Origin of the sequence: Micromonospora wenchangensis (assembly GCF_002210435.1) — a bacterium.
Classification (GTDB): domain Bacteria; phylum Actinomycetota; class Actinomycetes; order Mycobacteriales; family Micromonosporaceae; genus Micromonospora; species Micromonospora wenchangensis.
Genome location: NZ_MZMV01000043.1, coordinates 32075 through 56612 on the forward strand (window position 1 = coordinate 32075; position 24538 = coordinate 56612).

Below are 24538 nucleotides of genomic sequence, written 5' to 3' on the forward strand. Positions count from 1 at the left end.
CCGGCTCGGGTAGATCACCATTCGGCCCTGATCCGACAAGGAGAGTGGAATGCGCCGACAGTCCGGAGCAGCAGACGGGACGGTCATGTCGGCTATCTACCCCAGGGCGGCATTCATCAATGGGCTCCCTCAATATCGGGATCGTCGCGCATGTTGACGCGGGAAAAACGAGCCTGACCGAACGGCTACTTCACCACACCGGTGTCATCGACCAGGTCGGCAGCGTCGACGCCGGAAGCACCCAGACCGACTCCATGGAGATGGAGCGGCGTCGTGGAATCACCATCCGGTCAGCCGTGGTGTCGTTCACCATCGACGGTCTCCGGGTCAATCTGATCGACACACCGGGGCACCCCGACTTCATCGCCGAGGTGGAACGGGCGCTGCGGGTGCTCGACGGGGCCGTTCTCGTGGTGTCCTGCGTCGAGGGCGTGCAGGCGCAGACCCGCATTCTCATGCGGACGCTGATCCGGCTGCGGATTCCCGTCCTCATCTTCGCCAACAAGATCGACCGCGGTGGCGCCCGCCACCACGAGCTGCTGCACGACATCGGGGAGAAACTGACCCCCCGCCGGCTGGCGATGAGCACGGTGACCGGTCCCGGCACCGCGCAGGCACGGTCGGTGCCGCTACCGCTGTCCGAGGGGAACCGCGCCGCCTCGGTGGCCGACCTGCTGGCCGGGCGGAGCGACGACTTCCTCGAGTCGTACCTCAGTGACACCGCACGGCTCTCCGAAACCGACTACCGCGCGGAGCTGGTGCGCCAGGTGCGGCGGGCGCAGGTGGTGCCGGTGTACTTCGGGTCGGCCGTGACCGGTGAGGGCGTGGACGAGTTGCTCCGCGCCGTCAGGGAATTCCTCCCGCCCCCGGGCGGCGACCCGTCGGCGCGGCTGCGGGCGAGCATCTTCAAAATCGACTGGGCGCCCGGCGGTGAGAAGGTCGCCTACGCGCGGGTGCACGCCGGTCGGCTCACCGCCCGGGAACCGGTCGACACCTACCGTCGTGGCCGCACCGGCGAGGTGGTCGAGGGACACGGCAGGACGACGTCGGTGCGGGTCTTCACCCACGGCACCACCACCCACGAGACGGTGGCCGGGCCGGGCGACATCGCCACCGTCTACGGGCTCGCGCAGGTGCGGGTCGGCGACCAACTCGGCTCCCCCGAGGGCCTGCCCTCCGGTGGTTACTTCGCCCCGCCCAGCCTGGAGACCGTCGTCCGGGCCGCCCGGCCCGACCAGAACGCCCGCTTCTACCGGTGCCTGCTGCGCCTGGCGGAGGAGGACCCGCTGATCGACGTACGCCGCGACGAGACCGACCGGACCATCTCGGTGGCCCTCTACGGCGAGGTCCAACGCGAGGTCGTCAAGGGCCTGATGCTCGACCGGCACGGCATCGAGATGGTCTTCGAGGAAACCACCACGGTGTACGTCGAGAAGGTGGAGGGCACCGGCCACGGGCTGGAGGTGATCCGGCACAACGAGTTCCCCGCCACCGTCGGCCTGCGGATCGAACCGGCCCCCACCGGCACCGGGGTGCGGTACCGGATCGCCGTCGAGCCCGGCGGACTGCCCGCCGCCTTCCACCGGGCGATCGAGGAGACCGTCCGCCGCACGTTGCGGCAGGGACTGTACGGCTGGGAGGTCGTCGACTGCGTCGTCACGTTGACCGACACCGCGTACTTCAGCCCGGTCACCTCCGCCGGGGACTTCCGCAAACTCACCCCACTGGTGCTGATGGCCGCCCTGCGTACGGCGGGGACCACGGTGCACGAGCCGGTGAACCGGTTCGAGGTGGAGGTGCCCGACGACACCGTCCACGCGGTCATCTCCCGGCTCGCCGCCGCCCGCGCGGTCGTCGACCGGTGCGACACCCGCGGCCCGGTCAGCCGCCTGCACGGCACGATCCCCGCGAGCAGCGTCCACGACATCGAGCGGCAGCTACCCGGCCTGTCCCACGGCGAAGGCGTCTTCGTCGCCACGCCCAGCGGCCACCGCCGCCTCGCCGGCAACCCACCGACCCGACCACGTACCGACGGCAACCCCCTGCACCGCAGGGAATACCTGACCCACGTACTCGGACGGGGGTGACAGGCGCGCGGACGCCGCGCCGACCCACGTGAGGCGACCGGTCGTGGGCGAGGATGGACCCATGACCGACGAGTTGACCGTAGGGGTGCTGGGCGCGGGCATCATGGGTGCCGCCATGGCCCGCAATCTGGTCCGGGCGGGACACACCGTCCGGGTGTGGAACCGGTCCCCGGACAAGGCGGCGGCGACCGGCGCGACCGTGGCACAGACCCCGGCCGACGCCGTACGCGACGCCGACGTGATCATCACGATGCTGTACGACGGGGCGACCGTCCGCGACGTGATCGGGCGGGCCGCACCCGGGCTGAGGCCGGGCGCGGCCTGGTTGCAGACGACCACGGTGGGCCTGGCCGACACGGCCGGGCTCGCCGAGGTCGCCGCCGAGCACGGGGTGGCGTTCTACGACGCGCCGGTGCTCGGCACCCGGCAGCCCGCCGAGGCCGGCCAGTTGACCGTGCTCGCCGCCGGGCCGCAGACCGGCCGGGAGAGGCTCACCGCGGTGTTCGACGCGGTCGCGGCCCGGGTGGTGTGGCTGGGTGAGGACGGCGCGCGGGGCGACGGCACCCGGTTGAAGCTGGTGGCGAACAGTTGGGTCCTGACGGTGACGCACGGCGCGGTCGAGACGCTGGCGTTGGCCGGGGCGCTCGGCGTCGACCCGGACCGGTTCTTCGCGGTGATCGAGGGCGGCCCGCTGGACATGGGCTACCTGCACGCCAAGACCGACCTGGTACGGCAGGGCCGGCTGTCGCCGGCGAGCTTCGCGGTGGAGACCGCCGAGAAGGACGCCCGGCTGATCGTCGCGGCCGGCGAGGAGCACGGGGTACGCCTCGATGTGCTGGCCGCCGGTGCGGAGCGGTTCCGGCGCGCGGCCGCGCAGGGTCACGGGGACGAGGACATGGCGGCGTCGTACCACGCCAGCTTCGTCCCGTGACACTGTTCCGGCGGCCGAGCGCCCCGCCCGAACTGGGTGCAATCGCCTGCTTCCCGCGACGGGAGCACCCGTGTCGCGGCGGACCACGCGTCGGCGGGAGTGGCGATTGTGGACAGTGCCCGGATCGGGCATGCTGACACCACGGTCGGCCTATTCGGCTCGCGTCACGCCATCCGCGTCTCCCGATTTCTGCCGCGAGTCTGCTGTTTCCACATGCACGGAGGAGTGTCGGTGAATCACCTTCGTAGAGCTTTTCTCGCCGTGCTGTGCGGAGCCGTGCTGGTGGTCGGCCCGCAGACCCCCGCATCGGCGATCACCGGCGGCACCACCACGTCGTCACTGCACGGGCAGGTACAGATCTGGAACAACGGAGGGGCCAACTTCCGCTGTACCGGCTCGCTCATCCATGTGCACTACGTGCTCACCGCGGCACACTGCCTCCACAGCAGCCGCCTCGTGGTCAAGGCGGGCGACAAGCGTCTCGGCAGCGGTCAGCGCATCATCGTCGACGGCACGGCGGCGGCACCGAAGGGCTACGACATGGCGGTCCTGCATCTGGCGTCGAACGTCACCCAGAGCAATCTCGTCGTTCCTTACAGCAGAGACACGGCTCTGCTCAAGACCGGGGTCACCGTAGCCATCCGCGGCTGGGGGCAGACCGAGACGAACGGGCCACCGGCATCGACCCTGCGGGTGTGCAGCCTGCGGGTCGAGCGGTCCATCGCCTCGGAGCTGGAGTTGGAGGGACTCGACGGGGTTCCCCTGGACGGCGACTCCGGGGCGGCGGTCTGGCAGAACAACCGCGTCCAGGCCGTGTTCACCCACTCCGACGACGCCCTGGGTGGACTGTCCGTTCCCACCGGTTTCCTGGCCGGCTGGATCAAGAGCGTCAGCGGGGTCGACGGAATCGACTGAACCCGGTCTGATCGCCCGGGCGACGTGGGCGGGGTCGTCGTCAGGCGGCGTTGACGCTGGTGAGGACGGCGTCCCAGGCCAGCTCGGCGGCGACCGTGCCCAGCCGCAGCGACGGGGCGGGCATCGTCACCTCGTCGGTGGTCAGGGCGAACAGGGTGTCACCGTCGGCGATGGTGTGGAAGGGCTGGATGGCCCGGTGCATGGAGCTGTGCACCTGGGTGGCGAACTGGGCGAGTTCGGCGTCGGTCATCCGGACGTTGGTGACCACGGCGGTCAGGGTGGTGTTCCCACCCGTTGGCGCGAGGTCCGGTGCGGCGGCCGTGATCAGCTCGGCGTAGTCCCCGGCCGGGTGGCGACGCCTGCCGGTCGCCGGGTCGAGGTTGCCCCGCACGATGTCGCCGTCGCGGTCGACGATCACACCCATGGCGTTGACCACGGTCAGCACCAGCAGCCGGACCGCGCCGACGCGGGCGAAGGCCGCCCCCTGCCCGCCCCACTCGGCGCGGGCGTTGTCGACCTTGCCGACGGTCGCGCCGACACCCGCGCCGACCCTTCCGACGGCCACCCGGTCGGCGCGTACCGCGCGCAGCCCGTCGGCACCGAGCCGGGCGTCGGGGTAGATGGCGTTGTCCCGGGGGGTGAAGTCGTAGACGACGGCCCCGGACACCACCGGCAGGCTGCCGAAGTCGGTGGCGTAGCCGGTGCGGCGGAGCAGTTCGTCGTAGACACCCGACGCCGCGGCGAGCCCGAAGCTCGACCCGCCGGCGAAGCACAACGCGTGGTGGTACGGGAAACCGCCGCTGACCCCGACGGCCCCGCCCCGCTTGTCGACGGCGGTACGCGCGCCGCCGGGGATGCTGAGCACGGTGACGCCGGTCGGGCCGTCGGGATACTCGGCGGTGCCGATCGCCACGCCGGGCAGGTCGAAGTCGACCCACCCGTCGCCCGCCGCGCCGAGCACCGCGGGTCGCCGCCGGTGGTCGTTGCCGACGGGTGCCGTCGTACGCGGCGGGGCCGGATGGTGCTCGGACATGAGGATCACCGTCTTCCGTGGGGGGTGTGGTGGCGGCGTGTCCCGACCGACGTCCGGTTCCCTAGACTGGGCTGATGGCCCGTCCCGTCACGCTGCACGATGTCGCGCGCCGGGCGGGTGTCGGCAAGTCCACCGTTTCCAATGTGCTGTCGTGTTCCGGCCGGGTCTCCGAGGCGACCCGGGAGCGGGTCCGCGCGGCGATGGAGGAACTGGGTTACGTCCCCAACCGGGCGGCCCGGCAGTTGCGGGGCGGACGGACCGGCATCATCGGGGTCTACGTTCCGGGCGTGCCGTCCACGTCGGAGTTCTACATGCGGTTCGTCTTCGGCGTCATGGAACGCGCCGCCGCCCGCGACCGGGACGTCACCATCCTGACCGCCTCGGAACGCCGGTCGCCCCGCGCGCTCGACGGGGTGATCGTGGCCGATCCGCACCGGGACGACGCGTTCGTGCCGGTCCTGATGCAGGGTGGCATGCCGGTCGTGTGTTTCGAACGGCCCCCGGCCGGGATGCGCGCGGACGTCGTGCTGTGGGCGGACCACCACCTGGCGCTCACCGGGCTGCTGGACCGGATGGCCGGGGCCGGGGCCCGGCGTCCCGCCCTGGTGGTGCCACCGGAGACCGGTGACTGGGCGGCCCAACTGGCGGCGGGGCACCGGGACTGGTGCGCCCGGCACGGCGTCGCCCCCGTGGTGGCGCACCATCCGTGGGTGCCGTCGCCGCCGGAGGTGTCCCGGGCGGTCGAGCAGGTGCTCGCCGCGCCGGGGGTGGATGCCCTGGTGTGCGCCTCGGTGGACACCGCGCCGGCGGCCGTGCACGTGCTGCACCGGCTCGGCCGCCGGGTCGGGCGGGACGTCCTGTTGGCCAGCGCCACCGAGTCGAGCGCCCTGCGGCTGGGTCAACCGCCGATCACCGCGCTCGACCTGTCGCCGTTGGACGCCGGACGCCGCTGCGCCGACCTGCTCGACGACCTGATCGGTGGCGGCCCGGGTGGGGTCTACGAGCATCCGGTCCACCTGTGGTGGCGGGACTCGACCCGGGGGCCGGTCACCGGGTCATCCGTTCCAGTGCCTCCTCCATCCGGTCGCCCGCTTCCACCGGGTTGAGTCCGGCCGCGAGGCCGTCCTGGTAGACCTGGTCGAGCAGGGGACGGAAGCGGGCGTAGCGGCGTTCCCAGTCGGCGGAGTCGGTGCGCCAGTAGCCCACGCAGACGGCGCGGTCGCGGGGCAGCCGGTGCACGGTGCGCAGCACGGACCGGGCCGTTCGGCACTCCCCCGCCTCGCCGGCGACCCAGACGTAGCCGGGGCCGTCGGGCAGGGTCGTCTCCCGCAGCCGGTCGGCGAGGCTGCCCGGACCGTGGCCGTTGCCGACCCCGACCCGTACGTCGACGTGCACGGTGGGGTCGTCGCCGGCGGCGGCGAGCAGGTCCCGGGCGTCGGCCAGGTCCGGCAGGTCCACCAGCACCCGTACCGGGAGGCCGGGTGGGCGTTCCGCGACGGCGCGGGTCGCGGCCGGCAGCCCGGACAGGTCGGCGGCGAGCACCAGCCAGCGGGTGTCGGCGGGGGGACGGAACCAGGCGCGGCAGCGCCACAGCAGGAGACCGGCGCCGGTCCCGGCCTGCCGCGCCCAGGACGTGGCGGGGCCGTGGTCGTGCAGGGCGAAGTCGATGGTCAGCCGCGCCCCGGCGGGGTCGACGGCGCGGACGGAGTAGTTGCGGCCGATGGGCGGGTGCGGCTCGTCGTGGTAGCCCCACACCTCGCCGCGCAGGGTCATCGGTGGCGGGGCGGCCTCGCCGGGGCGGGGGAGGTAGATCGTCACCGACTCGTCCGGTGCGCCGAGGCGGGGGAAGTGGGCGAGGTCGGGGCCGCGCAGGACGATCCGTTGCAGGTGCGGGGTCAGCCGCCGGACCTCGTGCACGGTGGCGGTCCAGAAGCCGGGTCGGGTGAGCGTGTCGGTCATGTCGCGCTGTACTCCGAACTGGTGGCCGGGTCGCCGTCGACGGCGAGGGTGAGCGCGGGGACGATCTTGTCCAGGACGTAGGGCAGGCTCAGCACGGAGGCGAACGCCAGCGCGCCGTTGGCCTCGGTGCCGAGGAAGACGTCCCGGCGTTGGGTGCGGACGTCCAGCCGGGTGTAGAGCGGGTCGCCGAGCAGGGTGGTGACGCCCGGGTCGGTGGCCGCCTCGGACCAGACGGCGACGTCCACGTCCACCAGGTCGAACCGTTCGCGGCTGATGGTGGCGGACTGGTTGGCGTTCGCGGTGAGGGTGGTGACCTCGGGTGCCATGGTGAGTCCGAGGTCGAGCAGGACCTTCGAGGCGGTGGTCTCGGGGCTGAACAGGTAGTACTGGCCTTCGTAGGTGGAGGCGAACACGGTGCGGGCGCCCTTGAGTCGGGGATGGGCGGCGGCGACCGAGGCGATCCGCTGTTCCAGGTCGGTGACGAGTTTCTCGGCCTCGGCGCTGCGGCCGGTGATCTGTCCGGCGGCCCGGCTCATCTGCTGCCAGGTCACCGCCCAACTGCCGTCGCCTGCGGGCTGGGCGACGGTGGGTGCGATCTTGGTGAGCAGGTCGTACTCCTGCCGGGACATGCCGGAGGAGAGGCCGACGATGACGTCGGGGCGCAGTGCGGCGATCTGTTCGTAGTCGAGTTCGGCGCGGGCCAGCACCTCCGGTTTGGCCGTGCCGAGTCGTTCCCGGGCCCACGGCCAGGTCGCGTTCGGCATGTTGCCGTACCAGTCGCGGATCGCCACCGGCACCTCGCCGAGGGCGAGGAAGTAGTCCTGTTCCTTGAGGCCCACCACCACGATCCGTTCGGGCTTGGCGGTGAGGGTGGTCGCGCCGAAGGCGTGGGTGAGGGTGGTGGGGAACGCGGCGTCGGACGAGCCGGACGCGGGTGCGGCGGGGCTCGCCCCGTCGGCGGCGCAACCGCCGGCCGCCAGCACGGCGAGGATCAGTGCGGCGGCGGTCAGGAGGGTGCTCAGCCGGCGTGGGCGGGTGTGTGACATGGCATTCGATCCTCAGGAGGGGCAGCGAGAACGACGTTCCCAGTGGCTTAGGGTAGGTTTACCTTAGCCAGTGATGGAACGTTCCACCATGAAGTGAGTCACAGTGTCGGTCGCCACCCCCGCCGGCTTACGCCGCCCCCACCTGCTCGCCGCCGGGCTGCTCGCCTGCGCGCTCGCCCTGCTGGCCGCGATCACCGCCAGCCTCGCCGTCGGCGCGCTGCCCCTGACGACCGGCACCGTGCTGCGGGAACTCCTCGCCCACGGCGACAGCGAGGCCGGCCTGATCGTCTGGGAGGTCCGGCTGCCCCGTACGGCGATCGCGATCTGCGTCGGAGCGGCCCTGGCCCTGGCCGGCACCCTGATGCAGGCCCTCACCCGCAACCCGCTCGCCGACCCCGGGCTGCTGGGCGTCAACGCCGGAGCCGCCGCCGCGGTGGTCGCCGGCATCCTCGCCGGGGTGAGCAGCCAACGCGGACACCTGCTGCTCGCCCTGCTCGGCGCGGGCCTCGCCGCCGGCCTGGTCACCGCCATCGGCGGCACCCGGGGCCCGGGCAGGGCCGAGGACGGCCGGCTGGTCCTGGCCGGCGCGGCCGTCGGCGCCTGCCTGACCGGGGCCGTCGCCGGTGTCACCCTGATCGACCAGACCGCATTCGACAGGTACCGCTTCTGGGCCGTCGGCAGCCTCGCCGACCAGCCGCTGTCCGCCCTGCTCACGGCGGCACCGGCGCTGCTCGCCGGCCTGGTCGTCACCGTCGGCGTGATCCGGCCGCTGGACGTGTTGCGCTTCGGCGACGAGGGCGGCACCGCGCTGGGGGTCAGCCCCGGCCGCACCCGGCTGCTCGCGCTGGTCGCCACCACCCTGCTCTGCGGCGGCGCGACCGCCGTGGCCGGCCCCATCGGCTTCCTCGGGCTCGCCGTCCCCCACGCCGCCCGGGCGATCTGCGGCCCCCGGCTCGGGTGGATCGTCGCCTACGCCTGCCTGCTCGGCCCGATCCTGCTGATCACCGCCGACGTGATCGGCCGGCTGCTGGCCCGACCTGGAGAGATCGAGGTCGCGATCGTCATGGGCGCGATCGGCGCGCCCGTGTTCATCGCCCTGGTCCGCGCCCGGAGGATTCCCCGCCCATGACCACCACCGCGACCAGCGCTCCGGGCCGCCGCACCCGCCGCCGGCACACCCGCCGCGCCACCGTGGCCTGCCTCCTCGCCCTGGCCCTCGGCACCGGGCTGGCCGTCGTCGCCCTGGCCAGCGGCCGGTACGCCACCCCGCCGCACGACCTGTGGCCGGTGCTGACCGGGGGCGGCGACCCCGGCCTGCGGTTCGTCCTGTTCGAGCTGCGGCTGCCCCGGATCGGCACCGCGCTCGCCGTCGGAGCGGCCCTCGGCGCGGCCGGCGCCCTCTTCCAGAGCGCCAGCCGCAACCCCCTCGGCAGCCCCGACATCGTCGGCTTCACCGTCGGCGCCGCCACCGGCGCACTCGTCGTCCTGCTGGTCCTGCACGACACCCGGCTCACCCCCGCCGTGGGCGCGGTGCTCGGCGGCGCCGCCGTCGCCGGGGCGGCCCTGCTGCTCGGCGGAACCGGGCAACGCCTCATCCTCGTCGGGATCGGCCTGTCCGCCCTGCTCACCTCCGTCAACGCGTACCTGCTGACCCGCGCCGAGGTGACCGACGCGCAGAACGCCGCCGTCTGGCTCGTCGGCAGCCTCAACGGCAGCGGCCCGCACCTGCCGCTGCTGCTCTGGGCGCTCGCCGCACTGCTGCCACCCGCCGTCCTGACGGCCCGGGGGCTGCGACTCATCGAGAACGGCGGGGACAAGGCACTCAGCCTCGGCGTACCCGTACGCCGGCAACGCCTCACCGCGACGGCCCTGGCGGTCGCGCTCACCGCCGTCGGGGTCGCCGGCGCCGGACCGGTCGGGTTCGTCGCCCTGGCCGCCCCCCACCTGGCCCGCCGGCTCACCCGCGTCGCCGCTCCCCTGGTGACCACGAGCGCGGTGTTCGGCGCCGTCCTGCTGCTCGCCGCCGACCAGCTCGCCCAGCGGCTCGTCCCCGGGCAGCAACTGCCCGTCGGCGCGGTCACCGGCGTCGTCGGCGGCGGCTACCTGGCCCTCGTCCTGGCCTGGACCTGGCGGGGCAGGCCCGGATGAGCCGCCGCCCGTCCCGCACCGCACCGCCACCCCGGAGGCAACCATGACCGCCCCGCCCACCATCGAACTGGACTCGGTCACCGTCGGCTACGACCGTCGGGTCGTCTGCCGGGACGTCTCCCTGCGGATCGCCGAGGGGAGCTTCACCGTCTTCATCGGGCCCAACGGGTGCGGCAAGTCGACCCTGCTGCGCACCATCGCCCGGGTGTTGCGCCCGAGCGGGGGCCGGGTGGCCGTGGCCGGCCGCGACGTGCGCGGCTACCGCCGACGGCAGTACGCCCGCACCGTGGGGCTGCTCCCCCAGGGCATCGAGGCACCGGCCGGGATGACCGTCACCGATCTGGTGCTGCGCGGGCGGCACCCGCACCGGTCGACGCTGAGCCGCTGGACGGCGCAGGACGAACGGGCGGTCACCGCGGCGCTGGCCGCCACCGGCACCACCGACCTCGGCGACCGGGTGCTGGCGGAACTCTCCGGCGGCCAGCGGCAACGCGCCTGGCTGGCCATGCTGCTGGCCCAGGACACCCCGATCCTGCTGCTCGACGAACCGACCACCTACCTCGACATCGCCCACCAGTACGAGGTCCTCGACCTGCTCGCCGACCTGCACGCCGGCGGCCGGACCGTGGTGGCCGTCCTGCACGACCTCAACCAGGCGGCCCGCTACGCCACCGACCTGGTGGTGCTGCGCGACGGTCAGGTCACCACGACCGGTCGCCCGTCGGCGGTGCTCACCCCGGACCTCGTCGCCGACGTGTTCGGGTTGCGCTGCCGGATCGTGCCCGACCCGGTGACGGGCACGCCCGCGGTGTTCCCCGAGTCGTCCCGCCCCCACCCGACCGGCCCCGTGGTGGTGCCCGGTGGATGAGCGGACCACCCCCGCCGAGGGCGGGCCGCCGATGCGACGGCCCGCCCGGTCGGCGACGGAAGCCCCGGCCCTGGACATCGCTACCTACCAGTCATGACCGACGGGGGCTCCGCTGCCGTGCGGCGCTAGCGCGGGCCCCGCCGGGGTCGGGGGACGATCTTCTCGGCGTCGACCACGGTGAACGAGGCGTACGGGTGGACGCCGCCGCTGACGACCGCGTCGGCCTGCCGGTCGCCCAGCAGCACCGCACGGAAGAACGCGGTGACGTATCCGGCGCTGACCTGGCGCTGTTCGGTCTCGGTCAGCTTGCGGGTCACGTGTGACCACTCGATCGGCGGTTCGGGGGTGCCGCTGTCCGGGTCCCAGTCCGGGAACGTCGGGGTGCCACACCAGCCCGGTGCCGGACCGAAGCCCTGGTCGTCGACGGCACCGACCTGCCCGCTCCCGGGGGACCACTGGGTGTTGAGGAAGTTGTGGTTCGCGCCACGGACATGCCAGGTGTAGACCGGCTTACTCGTGTGACCGATCGCCAACTTCGCATAGTCGAGACCCTGCTCGCTGTCGCAGCCGCCGACCCAGACCGCGAGCGGCGCCGAGGTCACCCGGTAGAGCTTGGCATCCGGGGAACCGGGGTTGGTGGCGGTGCCCGAGCCGGCGGCGGCGAGGGCGAGGACGCCGGCCACGCGTACGCCTGCCGGAAGGTCGGCGCGGTGGACGTCGGCGGCGTGCCAGGCCACCGCCCGGCCGCCGCGTGAGTGGCCGAGTGTCCCCGTACGAGAGAAGTCGATCCTGCCTTTGAGGTCCGGGGTCGGGCCGTTGAAGTGGCCGGCCAGGGCGCCACGGCCGGTTCGGGCCAGTTCGGTCCAGAGCGCGAGATGCTTGTTGATGAGCTTCGCGCGGGCGTTGTCGGCCTCGGTGCCGATCTGGCCGGCGTTGATCCCGTTGGCGCTGATCGAGACGACGACCATTCCCTGGGCGGCGAGCTGTCGGGCGAGGTAGTCGTAGCCCCGGTAGCTGGGCAGTGCGGCGACACCGGGCGCGCAGGGCCACTGCCAGAGCCGGTGGAGGGCGGCCAACCAGCGCGGGTCGTCGTAGTAGTCGGCCGGCGACTCCTTCTCGATACGGGCCGCCTCGGCGTCGGCCGCCCGGTCGGCGCAGGTGGACCAGTAGCCGTGCGAGAGCACCACCAGCGGGAACGGCCCGTTGCCGGCGGCCGGGTAGTGCACGTTGCCGGTCAGCTCGATCGGTGCCAGGGTCGACGAGTCCGGGCCGTCGGTGTGGAAACCGGCGACGGTGAACGCGCGGTCGCCGAGGGTGTAGTCGAGCGACCTGACCGGATAGGTGCGGTCGTTCGCCTGGGCGGGTGACGTGGGCACGAGGCCGGCGGCGACCAGGGCCACTGCGGCCAGGCCCTTCAGCAATGACAACCTTTTCTCCTTCACGGGGACCGGGGGCTGGTACGTGCCACATCCTGGCGAACCCTTGTCAGGAACCTGTGGTGATCCGGTAGTGGTCCCGTTCGCTACCTGTTTCGATGTTCTGACGCCTCCTAGACTCGCCGCCGTGAACGCGAACGTGCTCGTCGCCGAGGACGACCCCAAGCAGGCCGAACTGCTCCGGCGGTATCTGGAGCACGAGGGTCACCGGGTGTCGGTGGTCCACGACGGCCGCGCCGCGCTGGACGAGATCCGCCACCGCCCGCCGGACCTGCTGGTGCTGGACGTCATGATGCCGCGCGTCGACGGCCTCGACGTGTGCCGCATCCTGCGTCGGGACTCCGACGTGCCGGTGCTGATGGTCACCGCCCGCAGCACCGAGGACGACCTGCTGCTGGGCCTGGACCTGGGCGCCGACGACTACCTGACGAAGCCGTACAGCCCGCGGGAACTGGCGGCGCGGGTGCGCACCCTGCTCCGCCGGACCCGGTCCGCGCCTGCGCGGCCCGTCGCGCCGCCCCTGCGGGTGGGCGACCTCCTCCTTGATCCGGTACGCCACGAGGTCACCGTCGCGGGCAGACCGGTGGTGTGCACCCCGGGCGAGTTCGCCCTGTTGAGCGCGTTCGCTGCGGAGCCGGGTAGGGCGTTCAGCCGCGACCAGCTGCTCCGCCGGCTGCACGGCCTCGACTCGTACGTCACCGCCCGCACGGTCGACGTGCACGTGATGAACCTGCGCCGGAAGATCGAGACGGATCCGCGACGGCCGGCACGGCTGCTCACCGTGTACGGCATCGGATACAAACTCGCCGATGGCTGAGTGGTGCGGACGCGGCAGCCTCCTGGTCCGGCTGCTCGCCCTCAGCGTGGTCATCTCCGTACTCTCGATCTCGGCGACCGCCTGGCTCGCCGTACGCGACACGACCCGGGCACTGCAACAGGAGCGCGGCCGGGCGCTCGCCGACGACGCGCGGATCTACGACGCCCTGCTCGGGCACGCCGCGACGCACCACGACTGGACGGGCGTGTCGCCACTGGTGCGGTCCCTCGCGGCCGACACCGAGCGACGGATCGTCCTGACCGACCGCAACCGCACCCCGCTCGCCGCGTCCGGTGCGGGAGCCCTGCCGCAACGGGCCTCCGCCACCGTCGACCCGCTCGACGTCGACACCGATCTGGCGGGCACGGCGGGAGCCGGCGGCATCGACGCGCGGGCCACCGGCCCGTACCAGCTACCGGACGCCGAACGGACCGCGCTACGCCGATTGGCGGTGAGGGCACTGGATTGTCTGCACGGTCCGGTCGACCCGGCCCCGCTGACCGCGGCGGAAGGGTTGTTTCCGGTCCACACCGACGCGGAGATCGTCGTCGCCCCCAGCGGCCGGCCCCGCATCGCGTCCCGAGGCGCCCCCGTCATCGGCGACGCGCGGTGCGTCGGGGAGTTCGACGCGTTGGCTGAGCCGACCGCCACCGAACGACAAGCGCTGGACCAGCTCGACGACCTGGTCAACGCCTGCCTGGGCCGCCAGCGGATTCCGGCGGTGCGAACCGACCTCGACGGGCAGTGGACCCCGGCCGGGTCCGGCCTGATCACCGCCGAACGACGCGACGACGTCGACGGTTGTGTCGCCGCGGCCCGACGCACCCAGATCGCCGGCCACGTCGCGCCACCCGTGTTGCTGTTCGTCACCGACCCGGGTACCCCGGCGCCGGTCGGTGCCTTCGACCTCACCCCGGCCAACCGGTTGCGGATCTTCGGGGTGGCCGGGGTGGTGCTGCTCGTCGCGGTCGGCGTCACGGTGCTGGTGGGGGTGCGCCTGGTCCGACCACTACACGCGTTGACCGCCGCGGCCGGGCGGATGCGCAACGGCGACACCACGGCACGGGTGCGGGTCGCCGGACGCGACGAGATCGCCCGGCTCGGCACCGCGTTCAACGAGATGGCCGAACAGCGGTGCCGGGTCGAGCAACTGCGCCGCGACATGGTCGGCGACATCGCCCACGAGATGCGTACGCCGGTGACGAACATCCGCGGCTGGTTGGAGGCAGCCGAGGACGGGGTGGTCGAACTCGATGTGGACCTGGTCAGCTCGCTGCTGGACGAGGCGCTGCTACTCCAGCACGTCATCGACGACCTTCAGGATCTCGCCGCAGCCGACGCGGGCGAGCTGACACTGCACCGGCAACGGGTCGAGGTGCCCAGGCTGCTGCGCGAGGTCGCGGACGCCTTCGCTCCCGCCGCCGAGTCCGCCGGGGTCGCGCTGGTCGTCGATGCCGCACCCGGCACGCTCGACGCCGATCCGATCCGGCTCCGGCAGGCCATCGGCAACCTGATCACCAACGCGATCCGGCACACGCCCGCCGACGGCCGGGTCACGCTCTCCGCCCGACACCGGGCAGCGTACGTCGAGATCGTCGTGGCCGACACCGGGCCGGGGATTCCGGAGGAACAGCGTGACCTCGTCTTCGAACGGTTCTGGCGGGCCGAGAAATCCCGCAACCGGCGGACGGGCGGCAGCGGTCTCGGGCTCGCCATCGTCCGCAAGATCGCCGAGTCACACGGCGGCACCTCGGCGGTCTCCGGCACCGTCGGGACGGGAGCGGTGTTCACCCTCCGCCTTCCGGCCGCAGCCGGTCAGGCCGACCCGCCGCACGGAGCCCCGCTCCCCGACCGACCCTGACCCCGCACCGCAGGGACCGGGTGGGGGACTACCCCGGTCGGCGTCCCCAGGCCGAGATGAGCGGTGCGAGGGTGAGGTCGAGGTCGCCGGCCCCGACGGCCGCCAGGTGCGCGTCGATCTCGGCGTCGGTGGCCAGCCCCGCGGCGAGCAACTCGGCGCGGACCATCCGCACCGTCGCAGCCTCCAGCCGGTCGCAGGCCACCCCGCCGACCGGGAAGCAGCCGGACGCGCCGACATCGACCAGGCCGGCCGCCCGCAACGCCCCCGGCAGCGTGCGGCCGAACCGCAGGTCCGCGCCCCGACGGGTCAACAATTCCCGGACCGCCCGGCGTAGCCGGTTGGCGCGCCGCTGAGCCGGGCCGACCTCGTCGAGGCAGGCCAGCGGCTGCAACTCGGTGTCGGCGTCCTCGACGAGAAGCCAACCGCCGGGCCGCAACGCCGCCACCATCGTCGCCAACGCCCGGGCACGGTCGGCCACGTGGACGAGCACCAGCCGGGCGTGCACCAGGTCGAAGGTCCCCGGCTGCGGCGGCGGATCCCCACCCACGTCGTGCCGGGCCACCTCGTATCCGCCGTGCGGGTCCAGCCAGGCGGGATCGATGTCCGTGGCCAGCACGTGACCGGAGGGTCCGACGGCCGCCGCCAGCGCCTGCGCAATGCCGGGGCCACCGGCGCCGACCTCCCAGCAGCGCCAGCCCGCCCGTATCCCGAGCCGGTCGACGTGCCCCCGGGTGACACCGTCGAACAGCTCAGCCAACCAGGTGAACCGCTCCCCCGCCTCCACCCGGGCGTTGTCGAGCAGATAGCGGCGATCCTCGGCCGACCCGGGGCCGGCGGAGGGCTTCGGTGAACTCACACCCCCATCCTCACGACCGACCGCCTCCGGTGCCAGTACGACGCCACACAGAAGCCGGATGCAACCGGACACGGGACGAGCGGTCTCGTCGGACCGCGCGCGAGTCGGCGGCTCGTCGCGGCCGGCGGCTGGCCGGTCACGGGAACCCGTCAGCGGTTCACTGCACCTGGTACGCGCCGCCGCACGCCTCGGCGAGGGGCGACCCGAACAGTGCCGCCGGCGTGTACGCGCCCGGTTTCCCCTGCCCGTCGAGCAGCCGCCGGACCACCTCGGCGGGCACCGTCGCCGTCCAGGACTGGGCCTCGCCGACCCGCAGCCAGCCCTCGCGGATGCTGCCGTCCGGCCATTCCACGACGGCGTGGCCCCAGGAGTGCTCGCGGGGCTTCGGGCGGGCCCTGGTCGCCACCGTGGCGAGCCGCCGCCGCAGGAGGGCGCGCACCGGGCCGATCGCGAGCAGCGCGGTCGCCACGGGCAGCACCGCGCGCATGACCGGGGAGGACGGGGCCTCGCTCGATGCGGCGAGCACGTCCGCTGCGCCGCTGGCCCGCTGGGCGGCCATCAGCTCGCCGAGCGGCATGCCGGCGGTGGTCACCGTGGACCCGTCGGGCAGGACCAGTTTCATCGGGTCGCTGCCGAGACGGGCCGGGGCGAGTCGTCCGTCGCGGTACCGGCGGCCCTGGAACCGCCCACCGCCCTCGACCCCGGGGATGCCCTCCACGATCGTCGCGGCCAGGGCGTCACCGACGACGCCGTCGCCGGTGGCCAACGAGGGCACCATGTCGACCCGGACCCGCCGGGGTGTCGGCCGCCCCTGGCAGAGCTTCACCACGACGCTCTCGGTGGCGGTCACACCGAACCCGGCTCCCGTGACGGCAGTGCGCCCCGCTGCCGTCAACTCGCCGTGCCGGCCGAGGACCGCCGACACCGAGGCCAGATCGTTGGCGAGGTCAAGGTAGTGGCCGGTCGGGAGGCACGCGTCCAGCAGGGGCAGGGCCGTCTCGATGAACGGTCCGACGGTGTTGACCACCACGGCCGGCCGCTCCCGGCGGATCGCGGCCACGGTCTCGCGGACCGAGCCGGCCACCATCGTCGGCAGCCCGCCGGCGGCGGCCTCGAGCCGTTCGGCGTCCCGGCCGACCAGCACCGGCTCGATGCCCCGTCGGCGCAGTTCGGCCGCGATAGCGCGCCCGCTGCGGCCGGTGCCGCCGAGGATCCATACGTCGGTCATGGCACAGCTCCGCCCTGGTACGGCATCCGCCCCAGTGACGACATGCCGTGTCATCACCATACCGGCGACGACATGCGATGTCATCACGACTACACTGAGATCATGGCAAGGTGGCGACCGGATGCCCGCGAGCGGCTGCGGCAGGCGGCGCTCGAACTCTTCGCCGAGCAGGGCTTCGCCGCGACCACGGTGCCGGCGATCACCGCGCGGGCCGGACTGACGACGCGCACGTTCTTCCGGCACTTCGCCGACAAGCGCGAGGTGCTCTTCGCGGACGAGGCCGAGATCGGTGCCTACGCCAAGCAGCTCATGGCCACGGCGTCCGCCGACGAACCGCTGGCGTTCATCGTCGCGGGCCTGCGCACGCTCGCCGAGACGTATTTCGAAGGTCGCAAGGATGACCTGCGGCAGCGGCGCGCCATCGTGGCGTCCGACCCGGGGCTGCGCGAACGCGACCAGCACAAGCGCGCGATGCTGGCCGAGGTGATGCGGGACGGCTTCCGGGCCGGCGGCCTCGATCCGCTGCGGGCCGACCTGCTCGCCGCGACGGCGGGAACCCTGATGTACGTGTCCGTCGCCGCATGGCTCGACACCGACGACGGTCGCCGGCTCGGCGACATCATCGACGCCGCACTCGCGACCTTGCGGGCCGAGCTGGAAGGGCTGCCGACCTCGAACGGTCAGGTCGCTTCGGAAGGGTGAGGCCGGCGCGAGCGGAACCGGCCCTGTCCGGGTGCCGCCCGCCGGGTCGAGGCGTCGCCGCGACCGTACGTCAGGTCGCGGCGACGCCCACCTCCACGGCTACCCCGTGACGGTGACCTGGTGCTCCGCACAGGCAGCGATCAGCCTGGGGACCGCGGCGGCCAGGTTGACCTGCCGCAACTTCACCGTCTCCGGCGCGTCGCGCGGATCCTGCGCCCGTTGCGCCCGCTGCACCATGCCCACCGCGAAGACCCCTGCGGACCGCAGCTCCTCGTGCGCGGAGCGCTGGAACAACTCCCCCACCCGCCGCACCTCGTCATCAGACGCAACCTCGCCCTGCGCGGCCCGCACCACGAACCCGGCCGACCGGCAGGCCGTCACCCCCGGATCCTCATCCTCCCGGTCAGCGAGCTGCCGGTACGCCACCGCACCACCGCCACCCAGAGCGAGCACCACCAGGGCCACCACCGACGGGATGACCCACCGACGTCGCCGCCGCGGCACCTCGACGGCTGACCCGGCCCCGGAGTGGTCGTCAGTCACCCGAACGTCCTTTCTCGACTGTCCCAGCACGAGGGCGGAAAACTACCACCTCGGCTCGCCCACTCTCCGACCGAGCCGAGTTCGCGACCGTTGCCGGCGCGAACACCGACGAGGCCCCGGAAAGCCCCGCTCTGCTCAGGGAAGTGCCCGACGAAACCACCGGATTTGATCCGACCGACCACAATGCTGGTGGTGGCAGCATCCCTCAGCTCTCGCCAGGTTCGACTCCGGCGGGGCGGTGCCGTGGTCGTCGTGGTCACGCTGGTCGCCGTTGCCGTCGCCATCGCCCTGGACGACAAGGTCCTCGCGACGGTCACCACCACGCTCGGCACGGTGACCGGCGTGCTCGGAGTCTGGCATTCGCTGCGACAGGGTGCGACGCAGGCGGCAGGGGGCGGGGCCAGCTCGGCTCGCCGATCGGTCACCGCTCCGACCGGCGATGCGCCCCGGGTGCTGCACGGGCGCGAGACCGAACTGGCCCGGCTACGGACGGCGCTGGCCCGTCCGGCAGGACGACTTCTAGTGTTGGCCGGCCTCGCCGGGGTCGGGAAGTCCGCGCTGGCGCTGGCCCTGCACGAGCACGCGGCCGCCCGGCGCGGCCGCAACGCCTGGTGGATCTCGGCGCGTACGCCGGAGACCTTCACCGACGGTCTCGTCCACGTCGCGGAGACTCTCGGCGCCTCCCCTGCCGACACGGACGAACTGGGGGCAGGCACCGCTCGGGCCCGGGACCTCTGGTGGGAACTGCTGTCCCGGGCGCGTCGCGGCTGGCTGCTGGTCATCGACGACGCCGACGAGCTTCGGGTGCTCGGCGCACTGGACGGCACCGGTTGGCTCCGGCCGAGCAGACGAGGGCTGGTCCTGGTCACCAGCCGCGTCAGCAGCGCGCACCTGTGGGAACGTACCGCCGAGGTGATCCGGCTCGGACCGCTCGCCGAAGGCCCGGCCTCGCGGATGCTGCTGGACCTCGCCGGCGGCGGTAGCGAGGCGGCGGCGCGCCGTCTCGCGTACCGCCTCGGCGGCCTACCGTTGGCGCTCAAGGTCGCCGGCAGCGCCGTCGCCTGGGAGTTCTCCCGATGGGAATCGCTCGCCGCCTACGAGAGCGCGCTCGATTCCGGGGACGCGACCGGCCTGCTCCACGTGGACCGGGGTGCCGGCGGGCCCCCGGATCCGCGCCAGGTCCCGGCAACGACCTTCGAGCTGTCCCTGGCCAGCCTCGCCGAGGGGGGCCTGCCGCACGCGACGCCGCTGCTTCGGCTGCTGTCCTGCTACGCCCCGAACCTACCGATCCCGGTCGGTCTCCTCGCCTGCGAGACGGTCAACACGCTGCTCGGCGGCCCGGCGGACGAAGCAGGCCGACAGCGGCACCTCCACACCGCGCTTCGCGGGCTGGCGCAATTGAGCCTCATCACCGAAGGACGTCCTGACCGGAACGGAGCATGGACACGGACGGCGTCGTTGCATCCGCTGGTGAGCGAAGCCAGCCGCAGCCGGGCGGTGGGTGCACCGCACCAGGTGGCCGTGGAAGCAGTCGTCGCGGCACTCGATCCGCTCCGCTCCGACGACAGTCGCACCTGGCCACTGGCCGCCGTCGTCAGCCCACACGTCCGGCAGCTACTCGACACGAGTCTGGCCTACCTCGACGAGGAACACCTCGCGGCGTTGCTCGACGTCGCAGCCCGGCTCGTGGCAGCCGCAGCCTGGAGCGGTGCAGGCGATGCCAGCGGACAACTCGCCTCCCATGCGCTCGCCCGCGTCACTCCCCTGCCCGAAGACCATCCCTCGCGCCTGAACCTCCGAGCGGAGCTGGCCTGGGCCACCGGCCGCAACGGCGACTGGAACGCCGCCCGCACCATGCTGGCCGCGCTGCTGCGGACCTGGGAGAGCCAAGCGGACCCGCCGCCGCTGAACGTGCTGGACGTTCGGCACAAGCTCGCCTGGTCGATCGGGCAGACCGGCGACTGGGACTCGGCACGAGCGGGACTGACCGCGGTCGGCGAAGCACGTCGACGCCTGCTGGGTGCCGACCATCCGGACACGCTGCACACCCGGTGCTGCCTCGCCTGGGCGACATGGCGTACCGGATCACCCGCCGAGGCCGAGGCCGAGTACAGGAGGGTGATCGCGGACCGCCGGGCGGTGCTCGGCGACGACCACGTGGAGGTCCTCGACGCCTATCATTCCCTCGCCGAGGGCTACGTGCTCGACGACCGTCACGAGGAAGCCGAGGCGGTGTTGCGCATGGTCGTCGCCGGTCGTGTCCGCCTGCTGGGCCCCGAGCATCCGGAGACCCTCGACAGTTGCCCCCGCTACTGGCTCGGGCGCGCCTTGCAGGGCCAGGGACGGCACGTCGAGGCCGCCGACGTACTCCGGAGGCTGCTCCAGGAGCAGACCCGGTGGTTCGGCGTCGACCATCCGGCGACAGTAGCCACCCGAGCGCGCCTGACCGGCCACCTCGGACCGGACGCGATCGACGCCCTGTGACCACCCGGCACCGTCCGACGCCCTCCGCGGCCCGAGCGGTGATGCGAGGATGACGGCCGTGGTGAGCATCGATTCGTTGACTGAACGTGACCGCGAAGAGTGGGAGGGTTTGACCCGCCGTTTCCACGCGCACTGGGCGGGCCGGCCGGGTCGACCCGCGACCGAGGTCGACGACGAGGGCTACGAACGGACGTGGCGGCGCCTTGTGGACGGCGAGGAGATCCGAGGCATCTGCGCGCGGCGCGACGGTGAGATGGTGGGCATCGCGCACTACCTGTTCCACGCCGCCGTCTGGGGCGCCGGGAGGTGCTACCTGGCGGAATTGTTCGTGGAGCCGCGGGCACGACGGCGAGGTATCGCAACGGAAATGATCAGATGGGTGGCCCGGGATGCCGAGAGGCACGGCACCCCACGCCTGTACTGGAACACGGAGATCGATGCCGAGGCCCGCTCCCTGTACGACAGGGTCGCCGTCTTCCAGGGCTACATCCTGTACAACTACTCGCGAGCTGCGACCACCGCCACGACGTGACCGATGTCCGGTCGGATTGCGGATGTCGACCCCCGACGGGACCGTCTGCGGATTGACCACCTGCGCAGTCGTCGGCGCCGGTGGTCGAGGGGGTTCAGGCGGTCCACGGGGTGTCGGGGGCCGGCCTGATGCCGTAGTCGGCGAGCCAGCCGAGCAGGTCCTCGCGGTGGGCGTGGACGAGTGAGCCACCGGTGAACCGGGGGTCGTCGGTGACCTCGGCGACGATCTGCGGGGGTGGGAGGAACGAGCGTGCCGCCGCGTCGGTGGTGAACTCGGCCTCGGCCAGGACCAGACCGTGCAGGGGCGGGTCGAAGATGTCGATGCCCAGCGGCGGGACGCTCAGCCGGGTCTTGGACAGCGTCGCGGCGGGCAGGCGGGCGAGCAGTTCGTACTCGGCCGGGGACAGGTAGACGCTCGTGATCAGCCCCTGGATGTGGCCCGGCCGGGCGGCGGGCACCTTCTGGGTGAGCTTGAACTCGCGGGATCCGTCGGTGAGGCTCTCGGAACGCCTGAGGCGCAGCCGGGTGCCGGCCAGGTACCGGTCGGTGATGCGACGGCTGGCGGTGACCGGGGCCGGCGGCGGCGGTCCGGCCAGCAGGAACCGCCGCTCCCGCTCGATGCGCGCGTACTTCTCCTCGCGGACCGGCTCGGCTGTCATCGGGCCCCATTCCAGCACCAAGCGGTGCTCATCGTGAGCATGAGGGTCCGGCGGTCACGGAGTAGCTGCGGCCGCAGCGCGAGTCCGTCCGGCGTACGCGCGGGTCGCGCGTACGCCGGACGTTGGACGGCTCTACTGCCAGGCGCCGCTGCGGCAGATGAACTGGGTGGTGCCGCTGTACTGGGTGGTGCCCCCGTCGACGTAGCTGTAGCTGGCCCGCACCGGGTGGCCGAGGTTGCTGGCCGGGCAGGTGGCGAAGAGGGTCGGCCCGGCGGTCGTGAAGGTGCCGACGCTGCCGGAGTACCAGGTGATGCTCCAGGTCGTCGTGCCGGTGCTGCTGCCGTCGCAGTAGAACTGCGACGCGCCGGACTCGCAGAAGGGCGCCGGGGCGGCGGCGAGGGCCGGCGTGGCCCCGGCGGCCACGAGGCCCAGGGCGGCAAGCGCGGATGTGGCCAGGGCCGTGACGGTGGTACGCATGGAAATCCTCCCAACGTAGCCGGGTAACGACTGAGCGCGACGTCAGCCTAACCGCTGCATCGACGTACCCGAATTAGCTGTTCGGTCGGTCAGGCACCCGTCGTAGCCAGCGGTCGTGGTGCACCGCCTCGGCGAGGGGCCGGCGTCGCCGCCACCTGTGCCGTTCCAGGTCGGGCACGGTCTCCAGGTGGCTGACCGGCCCGACGCAGAGCCAGGCCACCGGCCGGATGCCGGCCGGCACACCCAGCAGTTCGGCCAGGAACGACTCCCGGTAGAAGGACACCCACCCGACGCCCAGCCCCTCGGCGGTGGCGGCGAGCCAGAGGTTCTGGATGGCCAGGCAGACCGAGTAGAGGCCCGCGTCGGCGATGGCGTGCCGCCCGAGCACCGCCGGGCCCCCGCGCTGCGGGTCGTACGTGACGACGATGGACAGCGTCGACTCCAGCACCCCGTCGATCTTGATGCGCGCGAACCGTTCGGCCGCGGCACCGTCCAGGGTGGCGGCGAACGTGGCCCGCTCGGCCTGCACGTGCCGGTGGAACCGACGACCGACGGCAGGGTCCCGCACCAGGACGAAGTCCCACGGCTGTGAATTGCCGACGCTGGGCGCGGCGTGCGCGGCGTCGAGGATCCGGTGCAGGGTGTCGGCCGGCACCGGCTCCCCGGTGAACTCGGCCCGGACGTCCCGGCGGCGGTGGATGGCGTCGTAGAGTTCCACAGGCAGGCTCCCGCTGCGCTCGGCCCACCCCCGACGGGTGGGCGCTCGACGCGAGGCCGGTCTTCGGACTCCCGGATCAACGCCGACCCGTCCGCCTTCCCAGCCGTACGGCCAGTGGCTGCGCTCCTCGCGCCTGGACGGTCGCTCCCCGGTCACCGCGGCGGGCCCGTGCCGGATTCACACCGGCTTCCCGATTCTCCCCGCACCCGCGGGGCACCTCGCACGATCGTGCCGCCGCCGATGCTACCGGTGGATCACGTACCTCGTGCCCGAGGTGGTCGCCGGATACGGCCCGACCCGGCAGCCGGGTGGCGGTGAGCCCGGGCCGCTGACGCCGGCCTCGGCGCTCACCGGGCGGCGGTCAGACGGCGACGGTTCCCGGTCGGGTAGTGCCTGCGCAGGTCGGAGGTCGTCATCCGGTCGAGCATCCGGTCGGGGAGGATGCGGGAGGCCCGGACGAGGAAGGCAGCCGTCGCGCCGATGGTGTAGCGGGTGCGGGGCCTGCGGTCGGTCACCGCCGCGGCGATCCGTTTCGCGGCGACGGTGGAGGTCACCCCGGCCCTGGTGAACGCCGCCACGTGGGAGGGTATCGCCTGCATCAGGGCGCCGTAGCGTTCGTTCTGCTCGGGGGTCATCGTGTCGTCGAGGCGGCCGAGGGCGGCGAGGCCGACGCGGGACATCTCGGTTTTGACGCCGCCCGGTTCGACCACCACCACCTGCACGCCGTGGGGGGCCAGTTCGTTGCGCAGCGCGTCGCTCATCGCCTCCATCGCGAACTTGCTGGCGGCGTACGGCCCGTAGCCGGCCATGGAGATCCTGCCGTTGAGGGAGCTGATGTTGACGACGCGTCCCCTGCCGCGCAGCAGCGCGGGAAGCAGGGCCTGGGTGACGGCGACGTGGCCGAAGAGGTTCACCTCGAAGATGCGCCGCCATTCGTGCAACGGCATCACCTCGACCGGGCCGGCGCCGGGGACGCCGGCGTTGTTGACCAGCGCCCGCAGCGGCAGCGGATCCCGCTCGACCCGTGCGGCGAGCGCGGTGACGTGGTCGGGGTCGGTGATGTCGAGGATCACCGGCTCGATGCGGTCGGCCCGCAGGGGTGTGGCGTCGCTGTCGCGCCGTACGCCGGCGAGGACGTGGAAGCCGCGGCGGGCCAGTTCCCGCGCGGTGGCCGCGCACATGCCGGTCGACGCCCCGGTCACGACCACGAGTTCCCGAGTTTCAGTTGACGTTGTCATC

General features: G+C 73.0%; 23 protein-coding genes and 1 riboswitch. Of the genes, 12 read left to right on the forward strand and 11 right to left on the reverse strand.

Annotated elements, in window-relative coordinates; all coding sequences use genetic code 11:
* Positions 1-119: 119 nt before the first annotated feature.
* The 3 genes from B5D80_RS22680 to B5D80_RS22690 all read left to right on the forward strand — a co-directional run bounded on the left by B5D80_RS22680 (position 120) and on the right by B5D80_RS22690 (position 3933).
* Entirely contained in the window at positions 120-2087 is a 1968-nt protein-coding gene (locus tag B5D80_RS22680; protein ID WP_088645945.1) for an elongation factor G, read from the forward strand.
* Between the two features lie 61 nt (positions 2088-2148).
* Entirely contained in the window at positions 2149-3018 is an 870-nt protein-coding gene (locus B5D80_RS22685; protein ID WP_088645946.1) for an NAD(P)-dependent oxidoreductase, read from the forward strand.
* Positions 3019-3249: 231 nt separating this feature from the next.
* Entirely contained in the window at positions 3250-3933 is a 684-nt protein-coding gene (locus tag B5D80_RS22690) for a trypsin-like serine protease (protein ID WP_158224227.1), read from the forward strand.
* Between the two features lie 40 nt (positions 3934-3973).
* Here B5D80_RS22690 and B5D80_RS22695 read toward each other — a convergent pair whose 3' ends face one another.
* A complete protein-coding gene (locus tag B5D80_RS22695) occupies positions 3974-4966 on the reverse strand; it encodes a P1 family peptidase (RefSeq protein ID WP_088645973.1) in 993 nt (330 codons plus the stop codon).
* Positions 4967-5040: 74 nt separating this feature from the next.
* On the opposite strand from B5D80_RS22695, the gene B5D80_RS34885 reads away from it, so the two are divergent.
* Positions 5041-6072: a LacI family DNA-binding transcriptional regulator gene (locus tag B5D80_RS34885; protein WP_088645948.1), complete on the forward strand. Its 1032-nt coding sequence runs from the start codon at positions 5041-5043 to the stop codon at positions 6070-6072.
* On the opposite strand, the gene B5D80_RS22705 is transcribed toward B5D80_RS34885, so the two are convergent.
* The gene (locus B5D80_RS22705) at positions 6014-6925 is read right to left on the reverse strand and encodes a siderophore-interacting protein (protein ID WP_088645949.1); all 912 of its coding nucleotides are present in this window, start codon (positions 6923-6925) and stop codon (positions 6014-6016) included. The two genes, B5D80_RS34885 and B5D80_RS22705, sit on opposite strands and share 59 nt — an antisense overlap.
* Positions 6922-7971: an iron-siderophore ABC transporter substrate-binding protein gene (locus B5D80_RS22710; protein WP_088645950.1), complete on the reverse strand. Its 1050-nt coding sequence runs from the start codon at positions 7969-7971 to the stop codon at positions 6922-6924. Before B5D80_RS22710 ends, B5D80_RS22705 begins: the two co-directional genes overlap by 4 nt.
* 103 nt (positions 7972-8074) lie before the next feature.
* Here B5D80_RS22710 and B5D80_RS22715 point away from each other — a divergent pair, with 103 nt between their 5' ends.
* Genes B5D80_RS22715 through B5D80_RS22725 form a run of 3 tightly spaced genes read left to right on the forward strand, consistent with a single transcriptional unit; the run spans position 8075 to position 10987 of the window.
* Positions 8075-9100 (forward strand): FecCD family ABC transporter permease, encoded by a 1026-nt coding sequence (locus tag B5D80_RS22715; RefSeq protein ID WP_088645951.1) that lies wholly within the window; start codon positions 8075-8077, stop codon positions 9098-9100.
* Positions 9097-10119: a FecCD family ABC transporter permease gene (locus tag B5D80_RS22720; protein ID WP_088645952.1), complete on the forward strand. Its 1023-nt coding sequence runs from the start codon at positions 9097-9099 to the stop codon at positions 10117-10119. Before B5D80_RS22715 ends, B5D80_RS22720 begins: the two co-directional genes overlap by 4 nt.
* Positions 10120-10162: 43 nt before the next feature.
* On the forward strand, positions 10163-10987 hold the full coding sequence (locus B5D80_RS22725; RefSeq protein WP_088645953.1) for an ABC transporter ATP-binding protein: 825 nt from the start codon (positions 10163-10165) through the stop codon (positions 10985-10987).
* A 125-nt stretch (positions 10988-11112) separates the two neighbouring features.
* On the opposite strand, the gene B5D80_RS22730 is transcribed toward B5D80_RS22725, so the two are convergent.
* A complete protein-coding gene (locus B5D80_RS22730; protein ID WP_144081743.1) occupies positions 11113-12414 on the reverse strand; it encodes an alpha/beta hydrolase in 1302 nt (433 codons plus the stop codon).
* A 136-nt stretch (positions 12415-12550) separates the two neighbouring features.
* On the opposite strand from B5D80_RS22730, the gene B5D80_RS22735 reads away from it, so the two are divergent.
* Positions 12551-13240: a response regulator transcription factor gene (locus tag B5D80_RS22735; protein WP_088645955.1), complete on the forward strand. Its 690-nt coding sequence runs from the start codon at positions 12551-12553 to the stop codon at positions 13238-13240.
* Positions 13233-15101: a sensor histidine kinase gene (locus B5D80_RS22740; protein WP_088645956.1), complete on the forward strand. Its 1869-nt coding sequence runs from the start codon at positions 13233-13235 to the stop codon at positions 15099-15101. The genes B5D80_RS22735 and B5D80_RS22740 overlap by 8 nt, the downstream gene beginning before the upstream one ends.
* A 28-nt stretch (positions 15102-15129) precedes the next feature.
* Here the strand turns inward: B5D80_RS22740 and B5D80_RS22745 are convergent, their stop codons facing one another.
* Together B5D80_RS22745 and B5D80_RS22750 are read right to left on the reverse strand one after the other, a co-directional pair.
* Complete coding sequence (locus B5D80_RS22745) at positions 15130-15957, reverse strand: methyltransferase (RefSeq protein ID WP_245854885.1); 828 nt, start codon at positions 15955-15957, stop codon at positions 15130-15132.
* 157 nt (positions 15958-16114) lie between these two features.
* Positions 16115-17185 (reverse strand): saccharopine dehydrogenase family protein, encoded by a 1071-nt coding sequence (locus B5D80_RS22750; protein WP_088645957.1) that lies wholly within the window; start codon positions 17183-17185, stop codon positions 16115-16117.
* Between the two features lie 102 nt (positions 17186-17287).
* On the opposite strand from B5D80_RS22750, the gene B5D80_RS22755 reads away from it, so the two are divergent.
* Positions 17288-17887: a TetR/AcrR family transcriptional regulator gene (locus B5D80_RS22755; protein ID WP_088645958.1), complete on the forward strand. Its 600-nt coding sequence runs from the start codon at positions 17288-17290 to the stop codon at positions 17885-17887.
* Between the two features lie 99 nt (positions 17888-17986).
* Here B5D80_RS22755 and B5D80_RS22760 read toward each other — a convergent pair whose 3' ends face one another.
* Positions 17987-18430 (reverse strand): hypothetical protein, encoded by a 444-nt coding sequence (locus B5D80_RS22760; RefSeq protein WP_088645959.1) that lies wholly within the window; start codon positions 18428-18430, stop codon positions 17987-17989.
* A gap of 192 nt (positions 18431-18622) precedes the next feature.
* Between B5D80_RS22760 and B5D80_RS22765 the strand changes: the two genes are divergently transcribed.
* Both B5D80_RS22765 and B5D80_RS22770 read left to right on the forward strand, forming a co-directional pair.
* Complete coding sequence (locus B5D80_RS22765) at positions 18623-20914, forward strand: tetratricopeptide repeat protein (protein WP_158224228.1); 2292 nt, start codon at positions 18623-18625, stop codon at positions 20912-20914.
* A 49-nt stretch (positions 20915-20963) separates the two neighbouring features.
* The gene (locus B5D80_RS22770) at positions 20964-21446 is read left to right on the forward strand and encodes a GNAT family N-acetyltransferase (RefSeq protein WP_169733092.1); all 483 of its coding nucleotides are present in this window, start codon (positions 20964-20966) and stop codon (positions 21444-21446) included.
* A gap of 94 nt (positions 21447-21540) precedes the next feature.
* Here B5D80_RS22770 and B5D80_RS22775 read toward each other — a convergent pair whose 3' ends face one another.
* From B5D80_RS22775 to B5D80_RS22790, 4 genes are all read right to left on the reverse strand, one after another.
* On the reverse strand, positions 21541-22104 hold the full coding sequence (locus B5D80_RS22775; RefSeq protein WP_088645962.1) for a CYTH domain-containing protein: 564 nt from the start codon (positions 22102-22104) through the stop codon (positions 21541-21543).
* Positions 22105-22236: 132 nt separating this feature from the next.
* Positions 22237-22581 carry a hypothetical protein gene (locus B5D80_RS22780; protein ID WP_088645963.1) on the reverse strand — a complete coding sequence of 115 codons (345 nt, stop codon included), beginning with the start codon at positions 22579-22581 and terminating at the stop codon, positions 22237-22239.
* A 73-nt stretch (positions 22582-22654) separates the two neighbouring features.
* Positions 22655-23299: a 5,6-dimethylbenzimidazole synthase gene (gene bluB, locus B5D80_RS22785; protein WP_088645964.1), complete on the reverse strand. Its 645-nt coding sequence runs from the start codon at positions 23297-23299 to the stop codon at positions 22655-22657.
* Positions 23300-23336: 37 nt separating this feature from the next.
* Positions 23337-23530: riboswitch (cobalamin riboswitch) on the reverse strand.
* A 116-nt stretch (positions 23531-23646) separates the two neighbouring features.
* Positions 23647-24537 carry an SDR family oxidoreductase gene (locus tag B5D80_RS22790; RefSeq protein WP_169733093.1) on the reverse strand — a complete coding sequence of 297 codons (891 nt, stop codon included), beginning with the start codon at positions 24535-24537 and terminating at the stop codon, positions 23647-23649.
* Position 24538: the final 1 nt, after the last annotated feature.